We start from the raw sequence: 26,375 nt of genomic DNA, 5'->3' as shown, positions 1-26,375 counted from the left end.
GGGACGGTTTTAGTGCGTGAAGAATTGACATATTAGCGAAATATGTCAATTCTTACTCCTACACGGCACTTTTACGCTGCATTACGCAGGGCTTTAGCCGCCGCCACCATATTGGTCAGCGCAGGGATCACTTCTTCCCATGCGCGTGTCTTCAAGCCGCAATCCGGATTGACCCACAGGCGTTCCGCCGGGATACGTTCCGCCGCTTTCTTCATCAATTGTTCGATATGTGCCTGTGTCGGGATATTCGGCGAATGGATGTCATAGACGCCAGGGCCGATCTCGTTAGGATAGTTAAAGTGATCGAATGCATCCAGCAACTCCATGTCAGAGCGCGAAGTTTCTATGGTAATCACGTCAGCATCCATGCCTGCGATAGATTCAATGATGTCATTGAATTCTGAATAGCACATATGGGTATGAATCTGCGTTTCATCCTGCGCACCATTGGCCGTGATGCGGAAAGATTCCACTGCCCAGCCCAGGTATTCCTGCCATTGTGATTTACGCAGTGGCAAGCCTTCGCGCAATGCTGCCTCATCGATCTGGATCACGCGCACGCCTGCTTTTTCCAGGTCCAGCACTTCTTCGCGGATTGCCAGCGCAAGCTGGTAACAGGATACCGAACGCGGCTGGTCATCACGCACGAAAGACCAGTTAAGGATGGTGACCGGGCCAGTCAGCATACCCTTCATGGGTTTTGCAGTCAGCGACTGGGCATAGCGGCTCCATTCCACCGTCATGGCTTTGGGGCGGGCGATGTCACCGAACAGGATGGGCGGCTTCACACAACGTGAACCATATGACTGTACCCAGCCAAACTGGCTGAAGGCGTAACCATCAAGCTGCTCACCAAAGTATTCAACCATGTCATTGCGCTCGGCTTCGCCATGTACCAGCACGTCCAGGCCCAGTGCCTCCTGTTCGCGCACACTGCGGGCAATCTCGGCCTGCATGGCGACTTTATAGCCAGCTTCATCCAGTCTGCCCGCCTTGAATTCACTGCGTGCATGGCGGATTTCTGCCGTTTGCGGGAAAGAACCGATAGTCGTCGTCGGATAGGCTGGCAGCTTCAGCAATGTGGCTTGCTTGCTGGCGCGCTGCGCATAGGTGCTCTGGCGTTGCCCCATGCCTGCAGTAATGGCGGCAACCGCGGCTTTGACGGCTGCATTGTTCACCCTTGGTGAGGTGCGGCGTGCGGTAATGGCTGCCTGGTTGGCTTCCAACTCATTTTTGACGGCGACGCTGCCCTGATTCAGTGCCGTTGCCAATACCTTGAGTTCATCGAGCTTCTGGATCGCAAAAGCCAGCCACGAACGAATATCGGCGTCCAGTTTTTGTTCACTGTTCAGATCAACTGGTACATGCAGCAATGAACAACTAGGCGCTATCCACAGACGATTACCCAGGCTTTGTGCTACCGGCGTAAGCCATTCCAGCACGGCGTTGAGATCAGTTTTCCAGATATTGCGGCCATTGATGACACCCAGTGACAGTACGCGGTCTTGTGGTAATTGTTCAACGACAGTGGCAACTTCTGCACGTGCATTGATGGCATCCAGATGCAAGCCCTGTACTGGCAACTGACATGCCAGCGCCAGGTTGTCTTGCAACTGACCAAAGTATGTTGCCAGCAGCAATTTGACTTTGTCGGTGGCTAGTGTTGTGTATGCAGTCTTGACCGCATCCTGCCATTCTGCTGTCAATTCAGTGACCAGTATGGGTTCATCGATTTGTACCCATTCCACACCCTGTGCCGCAAGCTGGTTCAGCAATTCCGCATAGACTGGCAGCAGGCGCGGTAGCAGGGCAAGCTTGTCAGTATCATCCTTGGCTTTGCCCAGGGACAGATAAGTGACCGGGCCAATGATGACAGGCTTGGCGTTCACACCCAAGCGTTTGGCTTCTGCCAGTTGTTCCAGCAGGCGAGTAGCATCCAGCGCAAACTTGGTGTCGGCAGTAAATTCAGGGACGATATAGTGATAATTGGTATCAAACCATTTGGTCATTTCACCGGCTGCGACTCCATCAGTTGCGCCATCACCTGCGCCATCGCTGGCACCGCAGCAGGCACTGTGATCTTCCAGCCCTTTGACAGAACGGCCACGAGCAACGCGGAAGTAATTATCCAGCGCATCGCCATGAAAACCGCTGACACGTTCGGGCAGATTACCGAGCGTGAAGCTCATGTCCAGCATCTGATCGTAAAACGCAAAGTCGCCGACCGGTGTCAGGTCCAGTGGAGACTGGTGACTCCAGTGGCGCTGGCGCAATTCTGCACCCAGCCCCTTCAGTGCATCGCGTGAAGATTCACCTTTCCAGTAAGATTCCAGCGCAAACTTGAGTTCACGTTTGGCACCGATGCGAGGAAAGCCCAGATTATGTGTAGTGACCATGATGTTGTCTTCATTTCATTGAGATTATTGAATGAAGGCTATGCTATAGTCAGCAAATCATGAAGTAAAATGATGTTTTCTCATTATTCGATTAGTTTTACTCATACATCATGCTTGAACGCATACATCTGTCCATCATCCAGGAAGTAGAAAAACAGGGTTCGCTGACCGCCGCAGCGTCTGCCTTGTTCCTGACTCAGTCAGCGCTTAGCCATGCCATCAAAAAGCTGGAGCTGCAACTGGGCACCGATATCTGGCTGCGTGAAGGGCGCAGCTTGCGACTGACACAGGCAGGTGAATATCTGCTGGCCGTCGCCAACCGCGTGCTGCCGCAACTGGCAATGGCCGAAGAGCGCATGAGCCAGTACGCCTGCGGTGAGCGCGGCACCTTGCGCATAGGCATGGAATGCCATCCCTGTTACCAATGGCTGTTGAAAGTAGTGTCACCCTATCTGGCAAACTGGCCCGATGTTGATGTCGATGTCAAACAAAAATTCCAGTTTGGCGGCATTGGTGCCTTGTTTGGTTACGAAATCGATTTGCTGGTGACGCCTGACCCACTCTATAAACCTGGCCTGCATTTTGAACCTGTATTTGATTACGAGCAGGTACTGGTCGTCAGCCGCAAACATGCGCTGGCCAAAGTCGCTTATGCGCAGCCAGCACAGCTTGGTGACGAAGTGCTTATCACTTATCCCGTGGCGATAGACCGGCTGGATATCTATAACCAGTTCCTGATGCCCGCCGGGATCAGCCCGCAGCGGCACAAGACCATAGAGACCACTGACATCATGTTGCAAATGGTGGAAAGTGGCCGCGGCGTTGCCGCCTTGCCGCGCTGGCTGGCAGAAGAATATGCAGAAAAAATGGACGTAGTGGCAGTGCGCCTGGGTCGCCAGGGTATCGCCAAACAGATATTTTTAGGGGCACGCGAAGCCGATGTCGATATCGATTATTTGAAAGCCTTCGTTGAACTGGCACGCCATTTGAGCCTGGTACCGATCAATTGATCACGTTAATTGATCACGTTAAGCAGGAATTGATTTCAATATAAGTCATTGTCCTGAAATCAAAATGCCGTCCACGTCACATTAAGCATGAATGGCACTGCATCGCAAATATCAATTACTGCCTTTACGCACCAAAGGTATCTGCAGGTTAGTTGGCCGGTTTGCCTCTGAGTTAAAGCCGCGACCATCAATATTGCGCGCTCCCCAGAAAAGCAAATTATGCGAGAGATAAACCAGATCATACTCCATGAAGTTGTTGCCCTCGACCAGACCGAATGGCGCGAAGGATTTGCCGAATATGCTCTGTGTCCCGCCGACTTCCCAGTGAGCATAGTCTTTGCCTGCCACCTGGTTGAGCAGATCGGCAAAACCCTGGATCAGTGGTGTGACCTCATAAGCCTCGTCAGCCACAAAGTCTACTTTCTGCGCACCTGCCGCAACAGGATGATCGCCAACCCAGGTCATGTGACCCCGGATCAGAATGCGTGCCAAGGGGACCTTGCCATAAGGGTCGGCGAAATTAATGATGACCAACTCGAAACGATCGTCGGCCTCATACCTGAAGTCACGCTTTAAATAGAAAGGCTTGAGGCTGCCGTCCTGGTTCTTAAGCGAGCTGGGCCGGATTTCGGTAGCCAGGCTACTCCATTCGCCCACAAGGGCCTGCTTGGTTTGATCAAGATTCATGACATGGTTTCCTTCACGGGGTGGGGTGGAAATACGGGTGGGAATATGGGTGGAAGTCGGGGCAGAACCGCAGGCCGATAAGGCCGACATGAGCAATAGCGAGAATAGCGACAAAAAAGCAAAGTAGGGTTTCAACATGAAAATCATTCCTTGTTTTTAACTATGACGATCATCATAATGGCACCGATTATAATGACCGTCATAATTTCTTTTTCCGGCATTTCGGTATTAAATAAACAATAATATGAAAGCGGCCTATGGCCAGTGATGTTCGTCAACGTATGATAGAAGGGGCAATGACCCTGCTGGCACAGCGCGGGCTGCAGTCAACGTCGTTCTCTGAAGTGGTAGCAACGACCGGTGCTCCGCGCGGATCCCTGTACCATCACTTTCCAGATGGCAAAGACCAGCTCGTCGCTGCCGCCATCGATTTGGCAGGCGACGTGCTGATCGATTTCATGAACCGCTGCCCAGGCTCTTCTGCTGAGGCAGTAGTGCAGCACTTCCTGTTGATCTGGCGTACCGTGCTTACTCGCTCAGGCTGCGAATCCGGCTGTGCCGTACTCGCGGTGACCGTGGCCACCGACTCGTCCGACCTGCTGGCGCACGCCACCGCCGTATTCCGTACATGGCGCACATGCCTGGCCGATTTGCTCAAGCGAGCAGGGCTACCGGATGACGACGCCCGCCGTTTCGCCATGGTATTAATCGCCTCAGTCGAAGGCGCGGTCGTGCTAAGCCGGGCTGAGCGCAGCCTGGAACCGTTTGAGGCGGTCGCACAGCAATTGGTGGAACAGGCCAGGAGATTGCAGGAGCACATAAAGTGAATATACTCGTAGCTTAATTTGGGGCGAGCTCTCCAAACCAATAAGATGCCGTCACCCCACCATCCATAAGAAAATCGCTGCCTGTGATGAACCCGCCATCCGCCCCCATTAGCAATGCGCCGACAACTCCAACCTCATCCGGAGTGCCTCCACGTCTGGCGGGCGACAAATCGATCATGCGACGGTAGCTGTCACCCCGTGGGCCGTTCAGTTCGTCTCTGGCAAGGGGCGTGAAGATGATGCCCGGGCTGATCGTGTTGATACGCGCACCGCGCTTGCCCCACCTCACAGCCTCGGCCATCACCCGCAAAGAATTTCCACGTTTCGAGAGCTGGTAGGCCTGCAGCGAGTCCTTGACCTGTTCAGCTTGCAACATAGGCAGACCCAGCAAGTCTTCAACAGGGCTAGTTGCGAGAGCCGCATTTTCCTCAATACTCAGGCCGGGCAAGCGATGTCCGGATTGCGAGGCGATAACAACGCCTGCACCTCCGTCCGCGATGACGTTGCCGAACTCTTCCAGCACCAGTGCGGTGCCATACAGGTCGACCTTAAGAATTATTGCCGGGGTAGCCTGCGACGGCGAAACACCAGCAGCATGGATCAAGCCCGTCACGCTTCCGAGTGCTGTAGCAGTCCGAACAAGTGCGTGAACTGATGCGCGTGACGACACGTCAACGACAGCAGTCGTCACCTCGAAACCTGCATCGGCAAGCGTCTTTGCTGCAGCATCCGCGTTTTCCTGGTTCAGGTCGGCGAGCAGCACATGTTTGCCTGCACTGACGCGGCGTGCGATAGCCTGGCCGATTGAGCCGGCCCCGATAACAACAATGACATTGGTCATGATTATGTTTCCTGTTTATATTTAAATAAAGTCTTTTCACTAGCCGTATTTAAGTTATTCATCAGCTATCGTTGTTGATTTTGCAGCCCAATATTTCTTTGAGAATTGATTGAGGACGCTTTCACTGGCTTACACCAATGCTACAGCCAACATGCAGCGTTGGATCAAGCGCCAGCTTGACGATCAAATCAGACAGGCTGTTCAAGGACACGTCGTGTCCGCAGAATGGTTCTCCCTTCTGCGTGATCTGGTAGTCAACCTCCGGGGTCTGCGTAAACCAGCCAGGACGCAAAATCGTGTAGTCGATGTTTGAAGCTTCTATAACGGCGGCGGAATCACGGTATGGATCCAAAACGTTGCGGTACTTCTGACCCGGCACCTCACCATAGATGCCCATTGAACTGATGAAGATCAAGCGTTTCAGGTCAACTTCTCTCATTGATTTCACAATGTTACGGGCCTGCCCGGCCATATCGCCAGCCAGGCTGGCGAATACCACGTCCTGATCCCTCATCGCATCAGTCAGGACCATGTGGTCGAGGACATCTCCCTCAATAATCATTGCCCGCTTTGGAGCAGGATTTTTCAACCGGCTCGCACGGCGCAGGTACAAGGTCAGATCCACATCTGTAGTTTCAAGAAAGGACGCAGTCGCGTGACGAGCGACCTGACCGTTTGCACCGAGAATAAGAACGCGCGTCATATCAGCCTCCTATCTGTCAGCAATCGAAGTGAGGCCTTCTGATAGCGGGGCGCCTTTAACTTCAATGGCTGCGAATGCCTCATCGATTTGTCGCAAGTCTTCGGGTGTAAGGTCCAGGTCGGATGCGGGCAGATTGTCGTCGAGATGCGCAAGTTTCGTCGCTCCGGGAATTGGTACTATCCACGGCTTTTGAGCAAGCAGCCAGGCAAGAGCGATCTGTGCAGGCGACGCCCCCTTGCTTGCAGCCATAGTCCTGAGAAAATCAACCACGGCAAAATTTGCTTTCAGTGCCTCTGGTGTGAAGCGCGGAAAACCAGCACGTAAATCCGTAGTATCGTCGAATTTTGTATCAGGAGTGATCTGTCCGGTCAGGAAACCCTGGCCAAGTGGCCCCCAGGAGACGAAGCCGATACCGAGTTCTTCGCAAAGCGTTAACAGTTCAATTTCGGGTTCGCGCATCCAAAGTGAGTAGTGGTTCTGAACTGCCGCAACGGTATGGATCGCGTGCGCACGGCGCACAGTCTTGGGGCTTGCTTCAGAAAGACCAAAATGCTTGACCTTGCCCTCGGCTATCAGTTGCTTGACAGTTCCAGCTACATCCTCAATTGGCACTGCCGGATCGACGCGATGCTGGTACAACAGGTCAATATGGTCGGTACGCAGTCGCTTCAGGGATGCTTCAACGACATCCCGAATATGTTCTGGCCGACTATCGAGACCAACCATTGCGCCATTCTCATCCAGCTTGAATCCGAACTTGGTTGCTATGACGATCTGATCGCGAAATGGTTCGATTGCTTCACCGACCAGGAGTTCATTGGTAAATGGGCCATATCCTTCGGCCGTGTCAAAAAAACTGACACCGCGTTCAAAGGCGCCACGAATCATGGCAATACCTTCAGCCTTATCAGAAGCGGGGCCAAGGCCAAAGCTCAACCCCATACATCCAAGGCCGAGTTCAGAAACGGTAAGACCATCGCGGCCCAGTTGACGTGTTTTCATGATGTTGATCCTGTCTTGTGTTGAATCCATCTAGCTTAGGCTAGTTGACATTCAATGACTAGACTGCTAAAACGACATTCAATCATTAGGAGATCTAATTAATGGCAGTTTTCGATGACCTGGCGGCCTTTGCGGCTGTAGTACGGGCAAGGAGTTTTACACGTGCAGCCGCTCAGATCGGCGTTACACAGTCCGCTCTCAGCCAAACAGTGCGATCGCTCGAACACAGGCTTGATCTAAAGCTGCTCAACCGCACGACGCGAAGCCTTGCACCTACGGAAGCAGGCGAGCAGTTGTTCCGAACTGTCGAACCACGGCTGGCCGAGATCGAAGCCGAACTGGCAGTACTTGGCAATATGCGCGGCAGGCCTGTTGGTACTGTCAGGATCACAGCGACCGAACACGCGGTACGGTCCATCGTTTGGCCGCGACTTTTGCCATGGATGCCAAACTATCCAGAAATCAAGATTGAAATCAGTAGCGACAACCGGTTTGTTGATATCGTGGCAGAGCGCTTTGACATAGGGATCCGCCTCGGTGGCGACGTTGCCAAGAACATGATCGCATTGCGGATTGCACCGGACATGCGCATGGTAGTTGTGGGAAGCCCTGCTTATTTCGAAAGTAATCCTCCGCCACAGACGCCGCAGGAGTTGAGCGAGCACAACTGTATCGGTTTACGTCTGCCGACATATGGTGGAATGCTGGCCTGGGAATTCAAGCACGGCGAGCGGGTTATAACTACCCATGTAGAAGGCCGCCTCGTTTTTAACCGTAGCGACCTGATGGCCGACGCCGCCGTTGCCGGGAATGGTCTGGCCTGGCTTCCGGACGACATGGCACGTGAGCATCTCGCCGCTGGCCGGCTCGTGACAACGCTTGATGACTGGGCAATCAGCTTTCCCGGCTATCACCTCTACTACGCAAGCCGTCGCTCTTCGTCGGCGCTCTCACTTGTTATCGATGCCTTAAGGCTTCCAAAGCCATACTGAGCTCATTTAAGGGAGTGGATATCAGGCAAATCGTGCAGTAAAACTTTGGGCATGATCAAATTTGAAGAGTAGGGGAGTAGTGGACGTTAGTTTCAAATGATTGCACCTTTTCTCAATCTGTAAATAAATTCAGTTTTGCAAATTAAGTTGGTAAAATACTAATTATTCTTATATCTCATCTAAATCAATCTAGATCTCATGATTACAAACATTACTCTTTTTCAAGGAATCACCTTAGCGATTGCATTGTTGGGCGCGATATTGGGTGTTATCAATACGTGGCAAACTCTCGACAAATCACGTGTTAAGTTATTGGTAATTCCAAAACATGCGACTCAAATCGGTGTCCCCGACTCAAAACTTACTTTTTGTGTAGAAGTAATAAATATGAGCGCCTTTGCAGTGACTGTGGATGAGGTAGGTGTTTTTTTCAAAGGTACAGAAATACGTGGCTGCATTCGTATGCCCATACTTATTGATGGTGGGACATGGCCAAGGCGACTTGAACCTAGATCAGCAGTAACACTGTACGGCCAAAAACCTGAGTCAACGTCTGGTAACCGTATCAAATGTGCGTATGCAATGACTTCATGTGGTCACACACAAACTGGTATAACTCCTGCGCTAAAACAGATTGCACGGAATGAGTTGTAACTTCTATGCCGCTTCGCGTCGGCGCGCAATAGAGGTAATAAAGCGCGCTCAAGTGACAACAAGTTGAAACTATTCAGCCAGCGTCGCAAAACACCAACCATAATGTTGTCCCAAGACGCCTCAACTTGGTGTCCGCGTTCTGTAACGGCCATTCGTTCGGCGAACTAATTCTGGTACATCTGTCCACCCTCGCAAGTCAGTAAAGACAAGGGCATTGCTCGCAACTGGCTCAGATTTACTTCGTATTTATATGAAGTAAATCTGGAACTTCCCATCGCTATGAACTAAAACTAGAACTATAATCTCGCAAGGAAACCACATGTACACACAGATCGAAAGAATGATGTTCGCTGAAGATGCTTCGGATGTGCTGGTTTTCCACGCGACGAATATTGCTAACGCAATCAAGCGCTGCGATAACGCTGTTTTCGAAAACCGTGACGCGAGTCTCAAAGCGGTTCTGAAGCTCTTGGGACAGTACGTGCAGCAAGAGCGTGCCGCTGACTCGGCGTCGAAACAACCAACAGCCGTGGCCGCGTAACGAACTGGAAAATTGCGTACTTACGTCGTGAGTACTGAACACAGCCTTGAGGAGGAACTTGTGAAACCATTAGCCATAGCGGTGGCTGCTGCCTGTACTATCTCACCAGAGTTGTCACGCGCCGACTGTCGAGATGTAATTGAACTATCTAAGGTCGCGAGTGAGGTGGTTCAGGGATCGGCTGAGCTTGAGACAACAGCACGCGCCTTCTGCAAAGAATATGCATCTGCCAAGGCCAATAACAAGTCAATGAACGTGGGGGGAAACTATGGACCACTCAGTGCATCTTTTGGCCAAAGTTCAGCTTCTGCCGAGCAGATAGCGAGCAAATATTGCGATGCGTCCGACTCAAGTAGAGCACGTACTGACGCATTTAGACAATATGTAGAATCAATCGCGCCGGGAGCTTTTTCAGCCTACGAACGATGCGTTTCCTTGGCGGGCTCTGGGGTAACCATTTCAGTAAGTAAAGCTGCCATCCTGCCACTCTATTTTGGAGCCAATGTATCATTCCAAAGCAACGAGAATCTAGCGGTCCAAATATTGGATTTTGCGGCTTCTCCAGATGTTACTTGCAAATGGAAGAACGGACAAGGGCCCGCGAGCACACAAACGAAATTGCAAGCGAATACCGCAGATGTACTGCAATGCACCCGTCAGTCCGACCAGAATAAGTCAGCAGTCCAGATTTTTCCTAAGAGCAAACCGAATTCTTCCCTGGATTTTGAATGGGACAAATACCAAAGAGGAGTGCCGGTTGACCTACTAGCTCAACTTAGCAAACAGACAGCGCTATCAACGGCGGCACTCAATCAAGCAACGCAAAGTCTCCAGGCATCAGTAGTTGGATTTGTATCAATGAAGTGCCCGGAAGGTTGGAAAGAATATGGACCAGCCTATGGACGTTTCTTGCGAGGCGTCGACCGAGTCAAGACGAATGACCCCGACGGTGAGCGTGCAGTGGGAAGTAAGCAAGATGACGAATTCATGTCTCACGACCACACGCGGCCGAAGGCTGTGTACGATGCAGGCGGGCCAATACCAGGTTCGGTTCAAGCCGGAACGTCTCTTGGTTACACCTACGACGGCTATAGGCCAGCGCCGAAGACAGGCTTAGCCGGAGGGAAGGAGACTAGGCCGAAGAATGTTGCAGTCCTATACTGCATAAAGACGTAACCTGGTTCAAGAGACGCCAGCAGCAGGTCGCGCGAAGGCGCGCAATCGCTTCCTTTTCGTCGCGTTCCTGACGACCGGCGCCAGGTTATCCGAACTAGCGGAAGGGAAAATGGGAGCGCTATACGCTGAGGAAGATGGCAGATGGTGGCTTAACGTGGTTGGAAAAGGCAACAAGCCGTGCCGGCTGCCGGTAGCCACCGAAATGCTCAACGCTTACGACAGCCTCCCGTTGATCCTCAACAGTCGCGGCAATAAATTGGCGGGCGTAACGGATGAAGCTGCAGCTTAGAGTGGGCCTAGGTTCCGAAGGGGGACTGACTCACTTTTAGTTCATTTCATCCGGCGAGGTCCAGATTTACTTCCACTAAGGACCACATTTAGTTTCGCCGGACGCCATTTCAGTAGTTTTCCACGGATTAACATCCAAAGATTATTTAACATAATATAAAGTTTTCGACACGTCAGAATGGCTAGAAGCTAAGACTGGCGCGGCTTCCGCTTTTTCCGCTGTCACAAATAAATTGACAGTCAGTGTCAAGAGGAGGGCGCTAGCCGTTGCTGCCATCCTCGTCATAAAAACTTCCCATATTGAATGCTGGCCAGCACGTTCGGCTTTATCCATGTCTGATGCCATGATGACCTTCAGAGGGTCAATGTTCAATTCAAGCGCAATTCTCACGCACTTTTCATTATCCATAGTACGGGCACCGCTCCGATATTGAGCAACTGCCGCTGCCGTTATCTCCAGCCATTCGGCTAATTCTTTGTCTCTTTTGAAGCCTTTTTGCTTCATCACTTCATCAAGATATTTTGACGTTCTCATGTTTTATTCCTTGACAAATTAACGCTACGTTAATAATCTTCACGAATCGTTAGTTAACGTGACGTGAACTTTTCGAGACTCTACCATGAAACAGCCAAATGACAAGTTTACCCGTGACGCATTTGACACACCTAAGCGTGGTCGTCCGTCCAAACCAGACGCAAAAACACCTGCTCAACGTGCAAAAGAGTATCGAGCACGTGTCAAGGCCCGCAAATTTGACTTTCTAGTAACTAATTAATTTCCGTGACGCGTCACGAAAAATCGGAGTAACGAAAAATGAAATTGACTGACCAAGACATCGCAGACCTTATCGACCGCTTGCAGACTGACCATGTGCAAGTGGGCAAAGAGTTCGTTGCACATGACGGTTATTCAGATCGCCTTGCGACTGAAATTTGCCTGATTGGTCAGGCTATTGAATGCCTCACTTCTCTGCGCGTTCAACGTGCATCAATTTCCGTTACTGAGTAACGAAAAACATGCCTACCCCTACACCCATTTTTGTGCCTTTCACAAATCAAGACCTGCTTGCACTGCAAGCGCTTCTGGCCTTGCGTGTTCACCAGCTCAAGGCTGACGGCACAGACGCGCATGAATTCCACCTTCAAAACCTCAAGCGCTTGCATGAGGTCATCAGTCAATCCATTGATTCCTTCTGAAAATAAAAAATGACTTTTTCCGGCACACCAGCAAATAACGAAGCTGCAGCAGAATCGGCGACCAGCCAGCGCTTGCGCGGCGGTCGCCGATTTGCGGCAGCTTCCCCCCGTGCGGTAATACGGGGGGAAAGTCCTACGCCAACGGGCGGGGCCATAGTCGACTGGCTGCGTTTCAGTTTTTTACCTGAAGGGGCTTTTTCTCACTCTGTCGAGTTACTCAATCGCTACTTTGCGCTGTGGTTTGATTTTCCTATCCACATTCAGACTGCAAAAATCGGCTTTCGTGGCTATCAGTCGTCCCTTGAAATCATGGCTTTCCTCAATGGCGAGAGTATTCGCCTGGGCCTTATCGCCATGGGTGGTGAACACGTCGGCGGCACTATGTTGGTGGACCTCTCCGGCACAGGCTGTGCTGTCGTCTCTGACTGGCAAGCCGTCTACGCCACCATGCAAGACCTGGACGCAAAGATCACCCGGTGTGACCTGGCTGTCGATTTTCTCGAAGGTGAATACACCATCGATCAGATAGACGACATGTACTTTGCAGGCGAATTTAACAGTGGCGGTCGCATCCCTAAGCGCCGTGCACTTGAATCAGGCGATATCAACTGTCCACAAGGGGGAGGGCGCACCGTGGAAATTGGTCGCCGTCAGAACGGGAAGATGGTACGTGCCTATGAAAAGGGGCGTCAATTGGGCAATCAAAACTCTAACTGGCTTCGTATCGAGGTCGAGTTACACAACCGTGATCGTGTCATCCCGCATGACATCGTGCTTAAAAAATCCGAGTACTTCAGCGGCTCACACAAAGCGCTGGCCAGCTTCATTGATGCGGCTGCGGCCAAGATCAAAACGCAGCAAGTACAGCATGAAACATCAGTCGAAATCATGACTGGCCATATGGTCACCAGCTACGGAAAACTGATTGATCAGTTGATGCTTAAGCATGACAACGATGCTGCCGCGATCATCTCGCAGATACGCGTTAAAGGCATTCCAAATAGGCTACAAAAAACAGCGCTGGCCACGCACGTGAACACGTCGCACGCTCCAGACGTATTTGAAAAAATGAGGCAATGAAATGGAAATTAAAGCACGCGTCACCATCCGTGGCGCAAAGATTTTTAAGGGCAACATCGATGGCAAAGACATGGACAGCGGCAAGATTTTTACCGATGTCGATCTCAAGGGCGAAACCTCATGGGGTGTCTGTACTCAGGAACTGAAATGCACTAATTCTGCAGTCGTTGACGGCATCAAACATATCCCGTTTCCATTCCTTGCTGAGATTGACATTCTCATGGAGTCAAATGGCAAGGTGTCCACGCAATTAGTGACAGGCATCAAGCCAATGCGCCAAGAAGCCGCACGCGAAAAAGCCGCTGCAAATGGCTAAGTGCGTGCAACTGGTGCCACAGGCTGACGGGTCTTACAAGCTCGTCCCTGACACACAACCAGATTTGCAGCAGTGCGAATACGTGCTGCAAACAGGGGCCGAGGCGGGTAATTCGCTCACCGCTTTAACTCCTGCTCAAGGGACAGAAATATCTATGTACGTCTGTGGATTATGGGCAGTCGCTTGGGGATTTAAACAAGTAGCGAAGGTTATTTCTGAAAGTACACATCATGAAACTGAATAAAAAAATCGCTCTCGGCGTTGCTGCTGGTGTTGCTGCTGTTTCCGGTGCTGCAAATGCAGCCATCGATACGACCGCTGTCACATCCGCATTGACAGAGGCAGGCTCTGCCGTTGCTGTCGTCGGTGCTGCTGTACTGGTGGTGATCGTCGGCACAAAAGTATTCAAGTGGGTTGCTCGCGCACTGTAATACTTGCCGTAAGTGCGGGGGCTTCGGCTCCCGCTTTTTTCGTTAACGGGACTGGATATGAAAAATGGGCTTAATAGTATTGATCGCTATTTGCGGTGCCTTCTGGCTTTTGTTTTCTTAATCGTAATTTCGAACACGTCAATGGCTTTGGGCAATGTTGGCGCACTTTGGGCTACGCCTTATGGAATTGTCTCTGACCCATATGGCGTTTGTTCAGGTTTTAGTACCGCTCAGCGCGTCTATTCAGTAAAAAATCTGGAAAATGACGCTAATGGCACAATTTATACAGGTATGTGTGGCTATGATCAGAAGGATCAGGCTTGGTACCCGGTTTGGCGTTTCACGAAGATGCCAGATGGATGTGTTGATGGTTATGATCCCTACGGAACCAATCAATGCAGAAAACAATGCTCACCTGGGCAACAGCATTTTCCTGAAAATTCGGATAACTGCGAAACACCCAAAACCTGCAACGCTGGAGAAGACTATATCGCAGTCTTGAATCAGTGCCGCTCTAAGGGACCATGCCCAACGGGATCAACGCGCAACGTTCAAACAGGGCAGTGTGAACAGGACCAAAAAGGGGATGGAAATACATCCTCAAGTAGCACACCTTCAGGCACGCCAAGCTCGGGCACTACGCCTAGTAGCGGCGGCACTAGTGAAGGGGGCGGGGGTACACACACTGGCGATGCAAGTACAGGCCAAACAGCAGGCAGTGGCACTGTGCCAGCTCAGCCAAGCAGTGGTGATACGTCTTCTAGCTCGCAAACTTCTGGCGCTACCACTGGCAGTAGTGGAAGTACCCCTTCTAGCGGAAATAATGGTGGTGGTAGTGCGAATACCAGCGGTAACACTGGTAACAATGGTGGAAATTCGTCAGGTGACACAGTGAGCGGTGCTACAAGTGGAAGCTCAAACAACGGTGGCGGCAACACTGGCAATAATGGGAACAACGGTAATAACGGAAACAATGGAAATAGTGGCAACAACGGCAACAACGGAAATAATGGTCAAACATCCGGCCAAACCACAAGCGGTGGCACTGCAAGCGGTGGAACAGGTGACGACAAGAAAGACGATTTTTGCACCAAGAATCCTACGCTCAACATCTGCAAAAACAGCACTGTATCCGGTAACTGTGCCGAAACAACTTGTGACGGTGACGCTATTACCTGTGCCATCCTCCAGAAACAACGACAGCAATATTGCGAAGACCACGACGAAAAAGACCCTAACTATCAATACGGTAAAAAGCTGCTCTCCGGCGATGACCCAATGCGAGACAAGCTACCGTCAGCTGATCGTGCCTCTGAGGTCGATGTATCCAAAGATGTAAGGGCTGACGGGTGGGGTGGTTCTGGTGAATGCTTCAGCGATAAGACCATTGATGTCATGGGTAAGTCCGTGACTATTCCTCTTTCCAAAGTCTGCGATTACTTGGTCATGCTCAGGTACGCAATTATGCTCATTGCTGGAATCGTCAGTTACAAGATGGTCTCCGGCACCATTTTAAGGGACCTTTGATATGCCATTTCTTATTGCGGCGCTATGGGGCGCATTCGCTTCTATTCTCGGTTCACTGGTCGGTCGCGTCTTGATCGCTCTGGGTATCTCTTACGTCACCTATAAGGGCGTAACGGTCGGGACAGACTCTATCGTCATGACTATGAAAAATGCCTATGGCGGCATGGGTGGCGAGATTGGTTCCTTTGTTCAATGGCTCTGGATAGACAAAGCATTGTCCATGATCGTATCGGCTTTTGCTGCTGCCATGGCGATCAAGTCAGGCTCTGGTGCCATCACTAAGATGGTGATTAAAAAGTGATTTGCGCTAATCGTTAAATGTAACGATTCAAGGAATGACATGCCTAGAGCCAAACAATATGAAAACGATGCTGAGCGAGTTAAGGCATTCCGTGAACGTAAAAACCTCAAAACACTATGCGTGCAAATACCAGCGGATTTGCATCAGCAGTTTGAGGAATTTTTAAAGTTCAAGAATGTGACCAAATCCCAGATTATCGAAAAACTCATTCGCTCCCAGCTACTAAGGAAACGTTGAAATGATTACGCTCATTACCGGCTTACCTGGCAACGGTAAGACACTCTACGCCCTGTCCTATGTCAAAGCCTGGGCAGAAAAAGACAATCGGCCAGTCTACTATTCCGGCGTCAATGATCTGGTATTACCGTGGCAAGAAATCGAACCTGAAAAATGGTTTGAATGCCCAAAGAATTCCATCATCGTTATTGACGAATGCCAACGCGTATTCAGACCAAGAACGATAGGCAAGGACGTGCCAGAACACGTTTCCAAGCTTGAAACGCACCGTCACCAAGGTGTCGATATCGTCCTTATTACACAGCATCCCTTGCTAGCCGATTCGGCCATACGCAGGCTCGTAGGCAAGCACATGCACGTGGTCCGGACCTTTGGAACTGAACGCGCCACCATTCACGAATGGGCCAGTGCGAAGGACAATTGTGACAAGCAGACAGGGCGCACAGACTCAATTAAGCACCAGTGGAAGTACGACAAAGAAGCGTACTCGTATTACAAAAGCGCTGAGACGCACACCGTAAAACGCAATATTCCCATGCGTGTTTACTTGCTGATTGCCTTACCGATTTTAATCATCGGTGCCTTTCTATACATGAAGAATTTCACCGACAAGCAAAAAGGTGCTGTGCAAGCTGAACAGATAGAAACCGGTAAGAAAACACAGGAGAGCAACTCACCTGCAGGCGTATCAACAGGCAAAGGAAGCAAAGTTTCCTATCGTGATGCGATGGAAGATGCCAAGCAATTCGCCTATGAAAACACGCCTCGCGTTGAAGGTCTGCCGCACACCTCGCCCAAATACGATGAAATCACCACGCCTACAGTTGCACCTGTTCCAGCTGGCTGTGTCACATCAAAAAGCCGTGGTTGTAGGTGCTACACGCAACAGGCTACGCCTATTGAAATGCCACAAGCCACCTGTGAGCAGATAGTAAAACATGGCTGGTTTGAAGATTTCGACGTGGCCGGAAAAAAGAAGCTTGACGACGACAAAGACAGGAATTTGCAAGTTGCCGATGCCCGTGTGGCTGGCCGTCTGCGTCCACCAGATTCTCTGGCCAATGAAGCACCAAGGCAGCGCGTTATCTCTTTCACTGACATCAAAGTACAAAGACAAGCAACAACAGCCGTTGATGCTGGCTCTCAAAAAATTGGAGGTTGAACCATGAACACAATGACGATATCGAACGAACGTAACTATCTGGCCATCGCACAAAATTACTTTGTGTCCGTGATCATGGCTTTCATGTGCTTGCACTTCTACACAGCATTGAGCAAGTTTCACACTGGCTATTATTCTGTAGGCTGGCAACCGCAGATAGACGGCTACAAATGGCCTTACACCATCACAACGCCGGGTCTGTTATGGGGTCTATACGGCTTCTATCTGGTCTATTCCGCATTTATTGCCTTCAGACTGAACGAACAGCACAGCAAGCCATTTAACGCGTTAATGGGCATTTTTAAGACCTTGTGCCGTTCCGGTGACATCAGCCATGCTGAAAAGCAGGAGGCTTTGCTCTATGCCGTGAAATTTTTCTTCGTGCCTTTCATCATCAATGCATTCCTTAGCCACGTCCGTGACGTGAACTATTTAACGGTGGATCTGTACAAGTGGTTTTACATGGACGAATACTACAAGGCCAAGTTTTTACCGGACCTCACACACTTCGCCCTGAAAATTGCACTGGCCTATGTCTACCTAATGGATGTACTACCGTTTCTGTTCGGCTACCTCACTGAGCGTGACGGCAGCGAAGTTAAGAGCGTTGATTACACGATGTCTGGCTGGTTCTTCTGCTTGATGTGCTATCCGCCATTTAACAGCGCATTCTCCAACTTCCTGCCCACGGTCGTTCCTGAGTATGTCCAGCCAATACCGGCAGCAGAGAGCTTGCACATGGTGTTAAACGGCATCGCCTTCCTTCTCCTGGTTGGCTATGCTTCTGCCTCCGTCTCGCTGGGCTTCAAAGCCAGCAATTTGACGAGTAGGGGAGTAGTAGACACTGGACTTTATGCTTATGTCAGACATCCGGCCTATGTCTGCAAAAATCTTGCATGGTGGATATTTGCGGGTGGTGCGGCCTATCAGAACGCCATCGCAGGCAAGCCGTATGTTTTCCAGCTTGTCGCGCTGGCTGTGTGGTCATGGGTTTATGCGCAACGTGCTATCACTGAGGAACGGCACCTATCAGCTACAGACCCACAATATTTGACATATATGCGCGATGTCCCGTATCGTTTCATTCCGCGTTTGATTTGATATGGCACACCTCACAAAAACAAATATTCACAAAATATAAAATACTTCAAATAGTATTTATCTATTTAAAATATATGGCATGATAATTGCCTAGACTTAAAAAACACATTTACAGAAAAGTCAAATAGATTTTAGCTATCGGTCTATTTTTTAGACTTTCCTTTAAATTGACTCACAGGCAATATATGCCTTATCGTTTCGTCTATTAAATGTTACGTGTAACGATTAATTAGATGACGCTCGAAGAATGTTTTACGCAATTCACAGGTGACGCTCGCAAAGCTTGCCTTGATTACGAGTTACAACGACTGGCTCCGGTTTCAGAGGTTAAGCCTCCTGTTAATCGGTTGCCAGTTATTGACTGGCAAACTTATCCGAAGATGTTTGTCCTGACTAATAAAAAATACTCAGACGATGACATCATTAGAGTCAAGTTGCCAGTGGAATGGATTGAAGTAAGTGTGCCTACGCCTGCTTTTGATTTTGGTCAGTTGCTGAAAGCGGCGCGGCCAGGGCATTCAAACCAAGTAGATTATTTTTTCCTGTCTAGTTATGTCATTTTTTCGGCTCTGATTGTGTCCTATGTTCTGTTGACTATCAGCAACCGAATCATATTCGGACGCACCTCTAGGCGTACAAGCGGCCACGCCAAGCGGGGCAAAATATCCGGCGATTTTGACACCACTAAAAAACCCTTGCGGCATCGGAGACGGAACCGTTGAAGCGGCAGCCCGCACGGTATCCGGATTTTTAGCGGGCAGGCCGTGCCGGCATTTTCCCAAACTTGACCAAACACAAGCGGCCACGACACTGCAAGACAAAGACCGTCAATGCCTTGTATCATTTGCAATTTACTTGCCCTTGATGCAACGACATGCAGTTAGAGCTTTTCCCGTTTGAATCCTTATCCGTCGCAGAAAAACAACGTGCTTTAGATGCGATCAGGTCACATTATTGGACCGTTAGAAACAGCCGCAAATGGCGCTACGGCGATGCACCAAGACGCAGGGCATACCGATTAATTCAGGCCGAAAAAAAACGCCTGCTTTTAGCAGGCGTTCCAAAAAGAGAAATATTAGATTATTTAGCTTGTTGCCGGTTGACCTGTAAAAAAGGTAATTCTTGCCATTATTGTCGCGGCCGTTTTTCTTAGTTTCATTGCCGCGGCTTGCAGAGCTAATTTTACATAATATAAATTATGCGAAAATATCGAACTTCAAATGTACCAAGAACATACTTAATTCGAGTCCTAAGTCATCTTAGAAACTAAATCACATACATGTTGGGAAGTAACTTAGATATTTCGCCGATCCTCATTCAAGTATCGGATAATAAAGGCAGCAACCTGACAAGAAACATTCAAAAGGAAGAAAATAGAGATGATAATTTTTTTAGGAATTGGGATACCTCTTATTTTTGTCTTTCTTCCAATCTGCAAGAATTTGGGGAAATTGGCAAAATTCGCGATTGTACTGGTCGGCATTCCGGTTACCGCCTTCGCAGTATCACTGCTGCAAGTAATGATCCAGTCGCCTGAACAACGGGCCGTATCTAATGCGGCGCTTGCCGCTGATAAAAAGGCACAAATTGAGATTGACTGCGGGGTCACGAAAGAGCAAACAGAGGCATGGTTTGCTACGCACAAAACTGGTTGGGCAGAGCATGTAGAGGCCGGATTGAAGTGTATCCACGATCACAAGTAATCGAAAGGTAAAATTATGGGCAGAAATTCAAATGATGACCGTAGTGATAGCATGAATCCAAATAATGATGCGTATCATGCGAGCGAAGCGAATCGCAATAATCAAATTGGCGCTTATGACGATGATGAAACTGGGCTTTCTGAAAGCGACGAGCAAAGACGTGCTCTACCCCTTGAAACACAAAACACTGCTAGCAATCGGGGGCTTGCTGGAATATGTGATGCGCTGCTTAGCATTTCCCAACAAAGGCGAAAAGAACAAACGGAAAAATAGTAAGCAGAATTCCGGTTGAGTCGGCAAAGTTTGAAAGAGAAACTGATCCTGTTTTCTTCAGCTGAATCTGTTTCGTACAATCCGGTATCCGCTACTCCCCTCCTAGCCAAATTTCTGAGCAGGGAATTTGAAATAACAGCTTGCAATTACTCTTGCCAAGTCAAAACCAGCTTGCTTACATCAAGCCCCTGTGCTGCCAGGCGAGCTATTAAGGCGTCGTACTTTGCATGATCAACTTTTTTTGTGCGTGACAATATCCAGAGGTACTCGCGAGTGCCTTCGCTGACGGCGGCCAGTTGGTAATTTTGGTCGAGGTCAATGACCCAATAATCGCCCCACACCATGGGAAGGAAGGACAAGATCGCTGGGGCGAAACGTACTTTCAGCTTGGGCGAACTGGAATTACCTACCTGACGGGCCACGCCGATAGCTTCTACCAAGTCTCCATTTTCAGCCCGACAGCGATTGATGACCTGCACTTTGCCATCAGGTATCGCAGAGTAGGTTGCCGTGGTAAAGCCGGTGCATCTCTTTTGGAAGCGATTGTTGAATTTCGCGATTTCGTACCAGGTTCCCATATAGCGAGGAACGTCCAGAGCAGTAATGGGAACAAGTGGCTTGATGCCCGTAGACTGGGGCATATCGCTGGCATTTGCGGTCACGCACAGTGCTAACAATAAAGCAGGGATGAATCTTATCTTCATTAGCGTGTCCAAATAGCTGAATGCCTCATTGTATACTTCAGCGACCGCAGGCGTCATACAAACGCATCCACACTGCTGCCCAAAACGGGATCGGCCTCTTTTTTTTTATGCTTGATCTTGATGTCGGCAGATGCGCCCTGCTCTTATATCGGTGTAAATTGCAAAAAACTTTATATAATCTGGCATCTTTGGCGCTTGCGTCAGCATCAAAGCTTGAACGTGTCAGTATTATGTATGGTGTTGCACGCAGTGTGCGATGGCGCTCTGTGTTATTAAAGCAAGGTGCTGATTTCCTTATTTCATGACTGAGTAACCAAATATAGTCACACTGCGTAGTAAGATTCAACGAATTAAACCAAAGTACAGATGAGATTATTTTCAAACATGAAACGCTACGCAGTGCTTAGCTTGGCAATGCTGTTAAGTGCTTGCTCGACCTTTCACCCCTGGCAAAATGAAATTGCCAAGCCTGTCTCAGGCACTTTAGCGCGGGAAAGCAAGCCGGCAAAACCCCAGTCTATTGTGGTGGCGGTCACCATGTCAGGCGGCGGTGCGCGTGCGGCGGCGTTTGGCCTTGGAGTGCTGCGTGAGTTGAAAGATACCAGATTCACCTGGGAAGGTGAATCGACGACGATACTCGACAAGCTTGGCATGATCAGCGGGGTATCTGGCGGCAGTATCCTGGCGACGTATTACGCAGCCTTTGGTGATGACACCTTCAACCGTTTTGAATCTGAATTTTTGCTGTCCAATTTTGAAGGTAGTTTGATACAAACCACGTTTTCACCGAAACAAATGTACCGGCTGCGATCACCCTGGTATGGCCGTAGCCAGGTCTTAAGCGAGCAACTGAACAGGCTTTATCGTGGTCTGACATTCGGTGACTTACAAAAAAACCCGCGTGCACCTGAACTGGTTGTTACGGCCACAGACCTGACTACTGGCGCACCGTTTGAATTCACGGCAGACCAATTCGCCCTGATCTGTTCTGATCTGGACAGTGTGCCTTTGTCTTTTGCAGCAGCGGCATCGTCGGCTGTGCCTATTGTTTTGACACCGTTAACGCTGCGTAATTACGCACAGGATTGCCCCAATCGTTCAGATGCTGCCAGAGTCAGCAAGGGCAATCTGGGTGAAGATAATTATCGGTCACGCATCATCAAGGCAACCGAAGACAGTTATAAAAATGCTGCCGAGCGCCCTTTCCTGCATCTGGTGGATGGTGGTCTGACGGATAATCTGGGTGTCAGGATGCTGTTGGACAGAGCAATCGCCGATGGGTCGGTGCAGGCCAATTTCCGCGATGCGCCGCCAGGTTCAATACGACGTGTGGTATTGATCTCGATTAATTCAGAACGGGATCTGGCAGAAAGAATCGATCAGAATGACAAGGTACCGACCACCGGACAAGTCGCAGATGCGCTCTTGTTTGGCGTAGGTTCACGTGATTCCCAGGTCACACTGGCGATGTTGAACGATGATGTCACGCGCTGGAACCGCGAAATCATCGAACATCGCGGCAAAAAAGACAGCCCTTTTGCCGCTGATGCAGAAATGCATGTCATCAGCGTCAGCCTGCGCGATATCAAAGATCGTCGCCAGCGTCGCACGCTGTTGCAGGTGCCAACTGCTTTTACCATCGCACCAGACTATGTGGAACAATTACAACTGGCAGGCCGTGAAGTATTACGCCAATCGTCGGAGTTTCAGCGCATGCTGGAAAGCCTCAAGAAAGTTTCACCACCACCGCCACAAGATTTAAAGCTGCAGTCTTTCAAACAGCAAATGGTGGAATAATGCGGGCCGCAATTGTCAACGCTGCTCAGTTGCTCAGCTTCTCAGTTGCATCGCTGCGCTTGTAAAGATTATCCTCATCCTCATCGCGTCACGACATTTTTCTGCTGAACCGCTGTTCGGTGACGCTGGTACCCCATTGCACGCCCTCTTCTTCATTGCTCAGTTGAAAACCGAAGGATTCATATAAATGGCGTGCCGCATCCAGCCCCTTGAATGTCCAGAGATAGGTTTCGCTAAAGCGCTGGTCGACGTATTTCATTGCTTGCGCCATGAGTTGACGGCCGATACCTGAACCACGCAAAGAATCATCGACGATAAACCATCGCAAATGCGCGATGCCTGTTTCGGGGTCGCCATCAATAGCAAGGGAGGCCAGTGTCCGTCCATTGTCTGCATACGTCCATAACGCCTTGCCATCTGCCGGCAGGTCGCCAGTAAAACTAGCCAGTTCTGTTGCTACCTTTTGTTCAAAGAATGCACCGAAATGCCAATGTGCTGAGTAAAAACGGGCATGCAAGCCAGCGATATCGCCAATGCAGCCAGGCTGGTAGCCCTCAAGGATGGGCATGTCCAGAGGATTTGTAGAATTTTCAGTATCGGTATCAGGCTGGTTATTTTGCGCAAGCGCATCGACATACAAGGCCAGAGCGCGCACCAGGGCCTGCTGGTCGGACGGCGTTATGTAACTCAGCGCGCTGGACACCTGCTTGCTTGCGTACAGGTCAATTTTTTTGCGGATTTTTTGACCGGCGCTCGTCAAATACAGATTTGTTGAACGGGCATCTTCGCTTGCAACTCTGCGTTCGAGCAACCCGGCAGTTTCCAGCTTGCCTACTTGCCGGCTGGTGTTCGATTTATCCAGCCGCAGGATGTTGCCCAGGGTCTTGGCATTCATACCCGGCCTCCCACCAATTTCAAGAATGGCATGCACAGCAGAAGGGGCAAGATCGCTATCGGCCAGTGTGGGCCGCATAAACCCGAGTTCACGCACGAGCTTCCGCGAAAATTCGCGCAGTTCCAGAATCGTGGTTTCCTGGGGGTGGGTTGAAGCATGGACAAGGTTCATAGGTGATCTCATATCTTTGCATTTTTATACATCAGCCACAAATTGGTTGCGATTTGCAATCAATTAACCATCAATATAGTTGCTAATCGCAACTAATGCAATCAGTCCAGGCAATGATTGAAAGATGCGTCGTCGATACACGACAGCTTATTAAAAATAAAACCATGGAAAACCAACGACGTTGTTTGAATAAAATTGGCTGAGTGGGTGGCTGGCTAGGAGGCGGCGACAAATCATGCATTTGTCAGCAAGAAAAATAGGACAGAAAATACGCCTGATGTTTCGTATAATCCTTGCTTCCCATCAAGACAACTTCGTCCTGACCACTTTCGGACTCTACATGCCTAGTCTCTCTTCCCTGCCCCGGCTTACTCCTGGTTCAATTGTTACCGTGACCTGTGTACTGGCACTTTTGCATTTTGGCCGTGAAGTATTGGAACCAGTCGCGCTGGCGTTGATCCTTAGCCTGATTATCGCGCCGCTTATCAATGGCATGCGGCGTATTGGAATGGGACGTTTGACGGCAACCTTTGGTGCGCTTCTTATCGCAGGCATAGGCGTAGCCGGTATAGGCACGATACTAACCTACCAGTTGGTGGCAGTAACGACGGAACTTCCACAGTACCGTTCTGCCATTCATTCCAAGCTTGAAGCAGTGCGGGAAATGACCGAAAAACCGTTTGCACGCCTGGAAGCCGAGCTCAAGGCGGTGGCACCAGCCAATCCTGCGCCCGCCCCCAAATCAAATGCAGAAAAAAAACTCGTTGCCGGACAAATACAGCCTGTACCTGTTGAAATACGCAAGCCACAGTTAACGACGACCGAGACGATCACACGCCTGGTTTCAATGATCTCTGGCCCGGTTGGCGAAACAGGTCTGGTGCTGGTGCTATTGGTGTTTATCCTGCTTGATCATGAATCGCTAAGAGATCGCCTGATCCGTCTCACCGGCAAAGGCGATGTCAGCAGAACCATCAAGGCGCTGGGCGATGCGACTGAGGGTGTGTCCCGCTTTTTCTTTTCACAATTTTTGGTAAATGCCGGTTTTGGCATCGTCGTCGGGCTGGTGCTGTGGGCTGCTGGTGTTCCTCACGCAGTTTTATTTGGCGCACTTAGTGGCGTATTGCGGTTTGTACCTTATCTGGGAGCGTTGGTTGCCGGTGGTGCGATCACTCTGTTCGTTGCAGCGATTGATCCTGGCTGGACGCTGGCGCTCTTATGTCTGGCAATGTTTGGTGCGATTGAATTGATCGCAGCAAACGTTATCGAACCCAAGGTATATGGTCATAGTTCCGGACTATCACCACTTGCGGTGATGGTGTCAGCGCTGTTCTGGAGCGCCATGTGGGGACCGGTTGGCCTTTTACTGTCGACTCCCCTCACTTTGTGCATGGTGGTTGCTGGCCGACATGTCAGCGCACTGGAACCAGTCACCATCCTGTTTGCCGATGCGCCAAATGTAGATGAAGCCCATCGCTTCTTTCATCGTGTCCTGGCGGCAGATGTGGATGCCATTGTGCGCGACGCAAAAACGTTTTTGCGCAAATTCAGTTTCGCCAAATACTGCGACCACATCCTGCTGCCTGGTCTCGCCCTGGGCGCAAATGATTTTGAAAACGGAAACATCGAGAAAGAACAACAGAACAACATACGTGCCACCATCGCCATCCTTGCAGAGACGGTGAGCCAGGTACTTGGCGGTACAATGAAGAAGCAAAAACAGCGCAAAGTATCCATGCTTGACGCCAATGTGGGCGCACATTTACGCCAGATGCGCCAGAAACGTCTGGGGCGCTGGCAGGGGCCGCTGGATGTCCCGCAGCGCTCTATCGTGTTATGCGCCGGCTTTGCCAGCGAACGTGATGATTTGCTCAGCGAACTCTTTGTCATGGCCCTGCGCGAGGTAGCAGTCGATGCCCGCAGCATCTCATTTGGGGATAACAGGGAAACACCCGGCGAAGACACTGCCAACCTGGTATCGACGATATTTATTACTTATCCGCTTGCCTCGATGATGGATAACTGGATACCTGTTGTGCAAGAATTACGCACCAATCTGCCGCATGCAATCATTGTCACAATCCGTCTGTTTTCTGAAGAAAACCAGGCCGACCAGTCAGTGATCAAAAAGCATGTTGATATGGTATTGCGTTCGTTTGAAGAAGGCCTGGCATTCGTCGCACCGAACCGGGCGAACAGATCTTAAGTCTGAATTGGGGCCGAATTGGGCTTGATTTGCGTCTGACAAGACAGACCAAAAACAGGCATCTACGCAATCACCCGTTACGTCAATACAAGAGCCCGACCGATCAAGAACGTGATAATTCACGTCTCGTCCATTGGCAAACGCTTAACTCGTTTCA

The 26,375-nt window shown here is 50.1% G+C and carries 31 protein-coding genes; 23 read left to right on the top strand and 8 right to left on the bottom strand.

Translation table 11 applies throughout. From position 1 onward, the window contains the following. Positions 1 to 71: 71 nt before the first annotated feature. A complete protein-coding gene (gene metE, locus H8L32_RS06540) occupies positions 72 to 2,396 on the bottom strand; it encodes a 5-methyltetrahydropteroyltriglutamate--homocysteine S-methyltransferase (protein WP_186946384.1) in 2,325 nt (774 codons plus the stop codon). 110 nt (positions 2,397 to 2,506) lie between these two features. Between metE and H8L32_RS06535 the strand changes: the two genes are divergently transcribed. Continuing rightward, positions 2,507 to 3,406 carry a LysR family transcriptional regulator gene (locus H8L32_RS06535; protein WP_186946383.1) on the top strand — a complete coding sequence of 300 codons (900 nt, stop codon included), beginning with the start codon at positions 2,507 to 2,509 and terminating at the stop codon, positions 3,404 to 3,406. A 111-nt stretch (positions 3,407 to 3,517) separates the two neighbouring features. Here the strand turns inward: H8L32_RS06535 and H8L32_RS06530 are convergent, their stop codons facing one another. Then, a complete protein-coding gene (locus H8L32_RS06530; protein ID WP_186946382.1) occupies positions 3,518 to 4,093 on the bottom strand; it encodes a hypothetical protein in 576 nt (191 codons plus the stop codon). On the opposite strand from H8L32_RS06530, the gene H8L32_RS27960 reads away from it, so the two are divergent. After that, on the top strand, positions 4,092 to 4,220 hold the full coding sequence (locus tag H8L32_RS27960; protein ID WP_268977616.1) for a hypothetical protein: 129 nt from the start codon (positions 4,092 to 4,094) through the stop codon (positions 4,218 to 4,220). The two genes, H8L32_RS06530 and H8L32_RS27960, sit on opposite strands and share 2 nt — an antisense overlap. 130 nt (positions 4,221 to 4,350) lie before the next feature. Then, positions 4,351 to 4,920 carry a TetR/AcrR family transcriptional regulator gene (locus H8L32_RS06525; RefSeq protein ID WP_186946381.1) on the top strand — a complete coding sequence of 190 codons (570 nt, stop codon included), beginning with the start codon at positions 4,351 to 4,353 and terminating at the stop codon, positions 4,918 to 4,920. A gap of 13 nt (positions 4,921 to 4,933) precedes the next feature. Here the strand turns inward: H8L32_RS06525 and H8L32_RS06520 are convergent, their stop codons facing one another. The 3 genes from H8L32_RS06520 to H8L32_RS06510 all read right to left on the bottom strand — a co-directional run bounded on the left by H8L32_RS06520 (position 4,934) and on the right by H8L32_RS06510 (position 7,466). Beyond that, positions 4,934 to 5,761 (bottom strand): SDR family oxidoreductase, encoded by an 828-nt coding sequence (locus H8L32_RS06520; RefSeq protein WP_186946380.1) that lies wholly within the window; start codon positions 5,759 to 5,761, stop codon positions 4,934 to 4,936. 121 nt (positions 5,762 to 5,882) lie between these two features. Beyond that, complete coding sequence (locus H8L32_RS06515) at positions 5,883 to 6,464, bottom strand: NAD(P)H-binding protein (RefSeq protein WP_186946379.1); 582 nt, start codon at positions 6,462 to 6,464, stop codon at positions 5,883 to 5,885. A gap of 9 nt (positions 6,465 to 6,473) precedes the next feature. Continuing rightward, on the bottom strand, positions 6,474 to 7,466 hold the full coding sequence (locus tag H8L32_RS06510) for an aldo/keto reductase (protein ID WP_186946378.1): 993 nt from the start codon (positions 7,464 to 7,466) through the stop codon (positions 6,474 to 6,476). Between the two features lie 101 nt (positions 7,467 to 7,567). On the opposite strand from H8L32_RS06510, the gene H8L32_RS06505 reads away from it, so the two are divergent. The 4 genes from H8L32_RS06505 to H8L32_RS06490 all read left to right on the top strand — a co-directional run bounded on the left by H8L32_RS06505 (position 7,568) and on the right by H8L32_RS06490 (position 10,829). Then, a complete protein-coding gene (locus H8L32_RS06505; RefSeq protein WP_186946377.1) occupies positions 7,568 to 8,458 on the top strand; it encodes a LysR family transcriptional regulator in 891 nt (296 codons plus the stop codon). A gap of 198 nt (positions 8,459 to 8,656) precedes the next feature. After that, entirely contained in the window at positions 8,657 to 9,112 is a 456-nt protein-coding gene (locus tag H8L32_RS06500; protein WP_186946376.1) for a hypothetical protein, read from the top strand. 319 nt (positions 9,113 to 9,431) lie between these two features. After that, a complete protein-coding gene (locus H8L32_RS06495) occupies positions 9,432 to 9,653 on the top strand; it encodes a hypothetical protein (protein WP_186946375.1) in 222 nt (73 codons plus the stop codon). Positions 9,654 to 9,713: 60 nt separating this feature from the next. Then, positions 9,714 to 10,829 carry a hypothetical protein gene (locus tag H8L32_RS06490; RefSeq protein WP_186946374.1) on the top strand — a complete coding sequence of 372 codons (1,116 nt, stop codon included), beginning with the start codon at positions 9,714 to 9,716 and terminating at the stop codon, positions 10,827 to 10,829. 430 nt (positions 10,830 to 11,259) lie between these two features. Here the strand turns inward: H8L32_RS06490 and H8L32_RS06485 are convergent, their stop codons facing one another. After that, on the bottom strand, positions 11,260 to 11,652 hold the full coding sequence (locus H8L32_RS06485; protein WP_186946373.1) for a hypothetical protein: 393 nt from the start codon (positions 11,650 to 11,652) through the stop codon (positions 11,260 to 11,262). Positions 11,653 to 11,737: 85 nt separating this feature from the next. Here H8L32_RS06485 and H8L32_RS27550 point away from each other — a divergent pair, with 85 nt between their 5' ends. The 14 genes from H8L32_RS27550 to H8L32_RS06420 all read left to right on the top strand — a co-directional run bounded on the left by H8L32_RS27550 (position 11,738) and on the right by H8L32_RS06420 (position 20,445). Beyond that, positions 11,738 to 11,893, top strand: a complete 156-nt coding sequence (locus H8L32_RS27550; RefSeq protein ID WP_222619245.1) for a hypothetical protein — start codon at positions 11,738 to 11,740, stop codon at positions 11,891 to 11,893. A 38-nt stretch (positions 11,894 to 11,931) separates the two neighbouring features. Further along, a complete protein-coding gene (locus H8L32_RS06480) occupies positions 11,932 to 12,126 on the top strand; it encodes a hypothetical protein (RefSeq protein WP_186946372.1) in 195 nt (64 codons plus the stop codon). Between the two features lie 197 nt (positions 12,127 to 12,323). Then, positions 12,324 to 13,394: a replication initiation factor domain-containing protein gene (locus H8L32_RS06475; protein WP_186946371.1), complete on the top strand. Its 1,071-nt coding sequence runs from the start codon at positions 12,324 to 12,326 to the stop codon at positions 13,392 to 13,394. A gap of 1 nt (position 13,395) precedes the next feature. Further along, positions 13,396 to 13,710, top strand: a complete 315-nt coding sequence (locus tag H8L32_RS06470; protein ID WP_186946370.1) for a hypothetical protein — start codon at positions 13,396 to 13,398, stop codon at positions 13,708 to 13,710. A 230-nt stretch (positions 13,711 to 13,940) separates the two neighbouring features. Continuing rightward, positions 13,941 to 14,141 carry a major capsid protein gene (locus tag H8L32_RS06465; protein ID WP_186946369.1) on the top strand — a complete coding sequence of 67 codons (201 nt, stop codon included), beginning with the start codon at positions 13,941 to 13,943 and terminating at the stop codon, positions 14,139 to 14,141. 57 nt (positions 14,142 to 14,198) lie between these two features. After that, on the top strand, positions 14,199 to 15,668 hold the full coding sequence (locus H8L32_RS06460) for a virulence factor TspB C-terminal domain-related protein (protein WP_186946368.1): 1,470 nt from the start codon (positions 14,199 to 14,201) through the stop codon (positions 15,666 to 15,668). Between the two features lies 1 nt (position 15,669). Then, complete coding sequence (locus tag H8L32_RS06455; protein WP_186946367.1) at positions 15,670 to 15,969, top strand: DUF2523 domain-containing protein; 300 nt, start codon at positions 15,670 to 15,672, stop codon at positions 15,967 to 15,969. 39 nt (positions 15,970 to 16,008) lie between these two features. After that, positions 16,009 to 16,206, top strand: coding sequence for a hypothetical protein (locus H8L32_RS06450; protein ID WP_186946366.1), 198 nt, complete (start codon positions 16,009 to 16,011; stop codon positions 16,204 to 16,206). A 1-nt stretch (position 16,207) separates the two neighbouring features. After that, positions 16,208 to 17,368 carry a zonular occludens toxin domain-containing protein gene (locus tag H8L32_RS06445; protein WP_186946365.1) on the top strand — a complete coding sequence of 387 codons (1,161 nt, stop codon included), beginning with the start codon at positions 16,208 to 16,210 and terminating at the stop codon, positions 17,366 to 17,368. A 3-nt stretch (positions 17,369 to 17,371) separates the two neighbouring features. Beyond that, a complete protein-coding gene (locus H8L32_RS06440; protein WP_186946364.1) occupies positions 17,372 to 18,469 on the top strand; it encodes a methyltransferase family protein in 1,098 nt (365 codons plus the stop codon). 233 nt (positions 18,470 to 18,702) lie between these two features. Next, positions 18,703 to 19,191, top strand: a complete 489-nt coding sequence (locus H8L32_RS06435; protein ID WP_186946363.1) for a hypothetical protein — start codon at positions 18,703 to 18,705, stop codon at positions 19,189 to 19,191. 152 nt (positions 19,192 to 19,343) lie between these two features. Then, a complete protein-coding gene (locus H8L32_RS06430; protein ID WP_222619242.1) occupies positions 19,344 to 19,622 on the top strand; it encodes a hypothetical protein in 279 nt (92 codons plus the stop codon). Positions 19,623 to 19,848: 226 nt separating this feature from the next. Continuing rightward, a complete protein-coding gene (locus H8L32_RS06425; protein ID WP_186946362.1) occupies positions 19,849 to 20,172 on the top strand; it encodes a hypothetical protein in 324 nt (107 codons plus the stop codon). Between the two features lie 15 nt (positions 20,173 to 20,187). Beyond that, complete coding sequence (locus tag H8L32_RS06420; protein WP_186946817.1) at positions 20,188 to 20,445, top strand: hypothetical protein; 258 nt, start codon at positions 20,188 to 20,190, stop codon at positions 20,443 to 20,445. Between the two features lie 146 nt (positions 20,446 to 20,591). Here the strand turns inward: H8L32_RS06420 and H8L32_RS06415 are convergent, their stop codons facing one another. Beyond that, positions 20,592 to 21,206 (bottom strand): lipocalin family protein, encoded by a 615-nt coding sequence (locus tag H8L32_RS06415; RefSeq protein ID WP_230412090.1) that lies wholly within the window; start codon positions 21,204 to 21,206, stop codon positions 20,592 to 20,594. 327 nt (positions 21,207 to 21,533) lie between these two features. Here H8L32_RS06415 and H8L32_RS06410 point away from each other — a divergent pair, with 327 nt between their 5' ends. Further along, positions 21,534 to 22,946, top strand: a complete 1,413-nt coding sequence (locus H8L32_RS06410; RefSeq protein WP_222619241.1) for a patatin-like phospholipase family protein — start codon at positions 21,534 to 21,536, stop codon at positions 22,944 to 22,946. A gap of 88 nt (positions 22,947 to 23,034) precedes the next feature. Here H8L32_RS06410 and H8L32_RS06405 read toward each other — a convergent pair whose 3' ends face one another. Beyond that, on the bottom strand, positions 23,035 to 24,012 hold the full coding sequence (locus tag H8L32_RS06405; protein WP_186946361.1) for a bifunctional helix-turn-helix transcriptional regulator/GNAT family N-acetyltransferase: 978 nt from the start codon (positions 24,010 to 24,012) through the stop codon (positions 23,035 to 23,037). 340 nt (positions 24,013 to 24,352) lie between these two features. Between H8L32_RS06405 and H8L32_RS06400 the strand changes: the two genes are divergently transcribed. Next, positions 24,353 to 26,218: an AI-2E family transporter gene (locus H8L32_RS06400; RefSeq protein WP_186946360.1), complete on the top strand. Its 1,866-nt coding sequence runs from the start codon at positions 24,353 to 24,355 to the stop codon at positions 26,216 to 26,218. Positions 26,219 to 26,375: the final 157 nt, after the last annotated feature.

This window comes from Undibacterium hunanense (genome assembly GCF_014284335.1).
Lineage (GTDB): Bacteria > Pseudomonadota > Gammaproteobacteria > Burkholderiales > Burkholderiaceae_D > Undibacterium > Undibacterium hunanense.
This window is presented reverse-complemented; position numbering and strand designations above follow the sequence as displayed.

Bases quoted from the DNA above. Each gene is read 5' to 3' on its own strand.
- metE (WP_186946384.1), bottom strand. From the start codon at position 2,396: ATGGTCACTACACATAATCTGGGCTTTCCTCGCATCGGTGCCAAACGT.
- H8L32_RS06535 (WP_186946383.1), top strand. From the start codon at position 2,507: ATGCTTGAACGCATACATCTGTCCATCATCCAGGAAGTAGAAAAACAG.
- H8L32_RS27960 (WP_268977616.1), top strand. From the start codon at position 4,092: ATGACATGGTTTCCTTCACGGGGTGGGGTGGAAATACGGGTGGGAATA.
- H8L32_RS06530 (WP_186946382.1), bottom strand. From the start codon at position 4,093: ATGAATCTTGATCAAACCAAGCAGGCCCTTGTGGGCGAATGGAGTAGC.
- H8L32_RS06525 (WP_186946381.1), top strand. From the start codon at position 4,351: ATGGCCAGTGATGTTCGTCAACGTATGATAGAAGGGGCAATGACCCTG.
- H8L32_RS06520 (WP_186946380.1), bottom strand. From the start codon at position 5,761: ATGACCAATGTCATTGTTGTTATCGGGGCCGGCTCAATCGGCCAGGCT.
- H8L32_RS06515 (WP_186946379.1), bottom strand. From the start codon at position 6,464: ATGACGCGCGTTCTTATTCTCGGTGCAAACGGTCAGGTCGCTCGTCAC.
- H8L32_RS06510 (WP_186946378.1), bottom strand. From the start codon at position 7,466: ATGAAAACACGTCAACTGGGCCGCGATGGTCTTACCGTTTCTGAACTC.
- H8L32_RS06505 (WP_186946377.1), top strand. From the start codon at position 7,568: ATGGCAGTTTTCGATGACCTGGCGGCCTTTGCGGCTGTAGTACGGGCA.
- H8L32_RS06500 (WP_186946376.1), top strand. From the start codon at position 8,657: ATGATTACAAACATTACTCTTTTTCAAGGAATCACCTTAGCGATTGCA.
- H8L32_RS06495 (WP_186946375.1), top strand. From the start codon at position 9,432: ATGTACACACAGATCGAAAGAATGATGTTCGCTGAAGATGCTTCGGAT.
- H8L32_RS06485 (WP_186946373.1), bottom strand. From the start codon at position 11,652: ATGAGAACGTCAAAATATCTTGATGAAGTGATGAAGCAAAAAGGCTTC.
- H8L32_RS27550 (WP_222619245.1), top strand. From the start codon at position 11,738: ATGAAACAGCCAAATGACAAGTTTACCCGTGACGCATTTGACACACCT.
- H8L32_RS06480 (WP_186946372.1), top strand. From the start codon at position 11,932: ATGAAATTGACTGACCAAGACATCGCAGACCTTATCGACCGCTTGCAG.
- H8L32_RS06475 (WP_186946371.1), top strand. From the start codon at position 12,324: ATGACTTTTTCCGGCACACCAGCAAATAACGAAGCTGCAGCAGAATCG.
- H8L32_RS06470 (WP_186946370.1), top strand. From the start codon at position 13,396: ATGGAAATTAAAGCACGCGTCACCATCCGTGGCGCAAAGATTTTTAAG.
- H8L32_RS06465 (WP_186946369.1), top strand. From the start codon at position 13,941: ATGAAACTGAATAAAAAAATCGCTCTCGGCGTTGCTGCTGGTGTTGCT.
- H8L32_RS06460 (WP_186946368.1), top strand. From the start codon at position 14,199: ATGAAAAATGGGCTTAATAGTATTGATCGCTATTTGCGGTGCCTTCTG.
- H8L32_RS06455 (WP_186946367.1), top strand. From the start codon at position 15,670: ATGCCATTTCTTATTGCGGCGCTATGGGGCGCATTCGCTTCTATTCTC.
- H8L32_RS06450 (WP_186946366.1), top strand. From the start codon at position 16,009: ATGCCTAGAGCCAAACAATATGAAAACGATGCTGAGCGAGTTAAGGCA.
- H8L32_RS06445 (WP_186946365.1), top strand. From the start codon at position 16,208: ATGATTACGCTCATTACCGGCTTACCTGGCAACGGTAAGACACTCTAC.
- H8L32_RS06440 (WP_186946364.1), top strand. From the start codon at position 17,372: ATGAACACAATGACGATATCGAACGAACGTAACTATCTGGCCATCGCA.
- H8L32_RS06435 (WP_186946363.1), top strand. From the start codon at position 18,703: ATGACGCTCGAAGAATGTTTTACGCAATTCACAGGTGACGCTCGCAAA.
- H8L32_RS06430 (WP_222619242.1), top strand. From the start codon at position 19,344: ATGCAGTTAGAGCTTTTCCCGTTTGAATCCTTATCCGTCGCAGAAAAA.
- H8L32_RS06425 (WP_186946362.1), top strand. From the start codon at position 19,849: ATGATAATTTTTTTAGGAATTGGGATACCTCTTATTTTTGTCTTTCTT.
- H8L32_RS06420 (WP_186946817.1), top strand. From the start codon at position 20,188: ATGGGCAGAAATTCAAATGATGACCGTAGTGATAGCATGAATCCAAAT.
- H8L32_RS06415 (WP_230412090.1), bottom strand. From the start codon at position 21,206: ATGACGCCTGCGGTCGCTGAAGTATACAATGAGGCATTCAGCTATTTG.
- H8L32_RS06410 (WP_222619241.1), top strand. From the start codon at position 21,534: ATGAAACGCTACGCAGTGCTTAGCTTGGCAATGCTGTTAAGTGCTTGC.
- H8L32_RS06405 (WP_186946361.1), bottom strand. From the start codon at position 24,012: ATGAACCTTGTCCATGCTTCAACCCACCCCCAGGAAACCACGATTCTG.
- H8L32_RS06400 (WP_186946360.1), top strand. From the start codon at position 24,353: ATGCCTAGTCTCTCTTCCCTGCCCCGGCTTACTCCTGGTTCAATTGTT.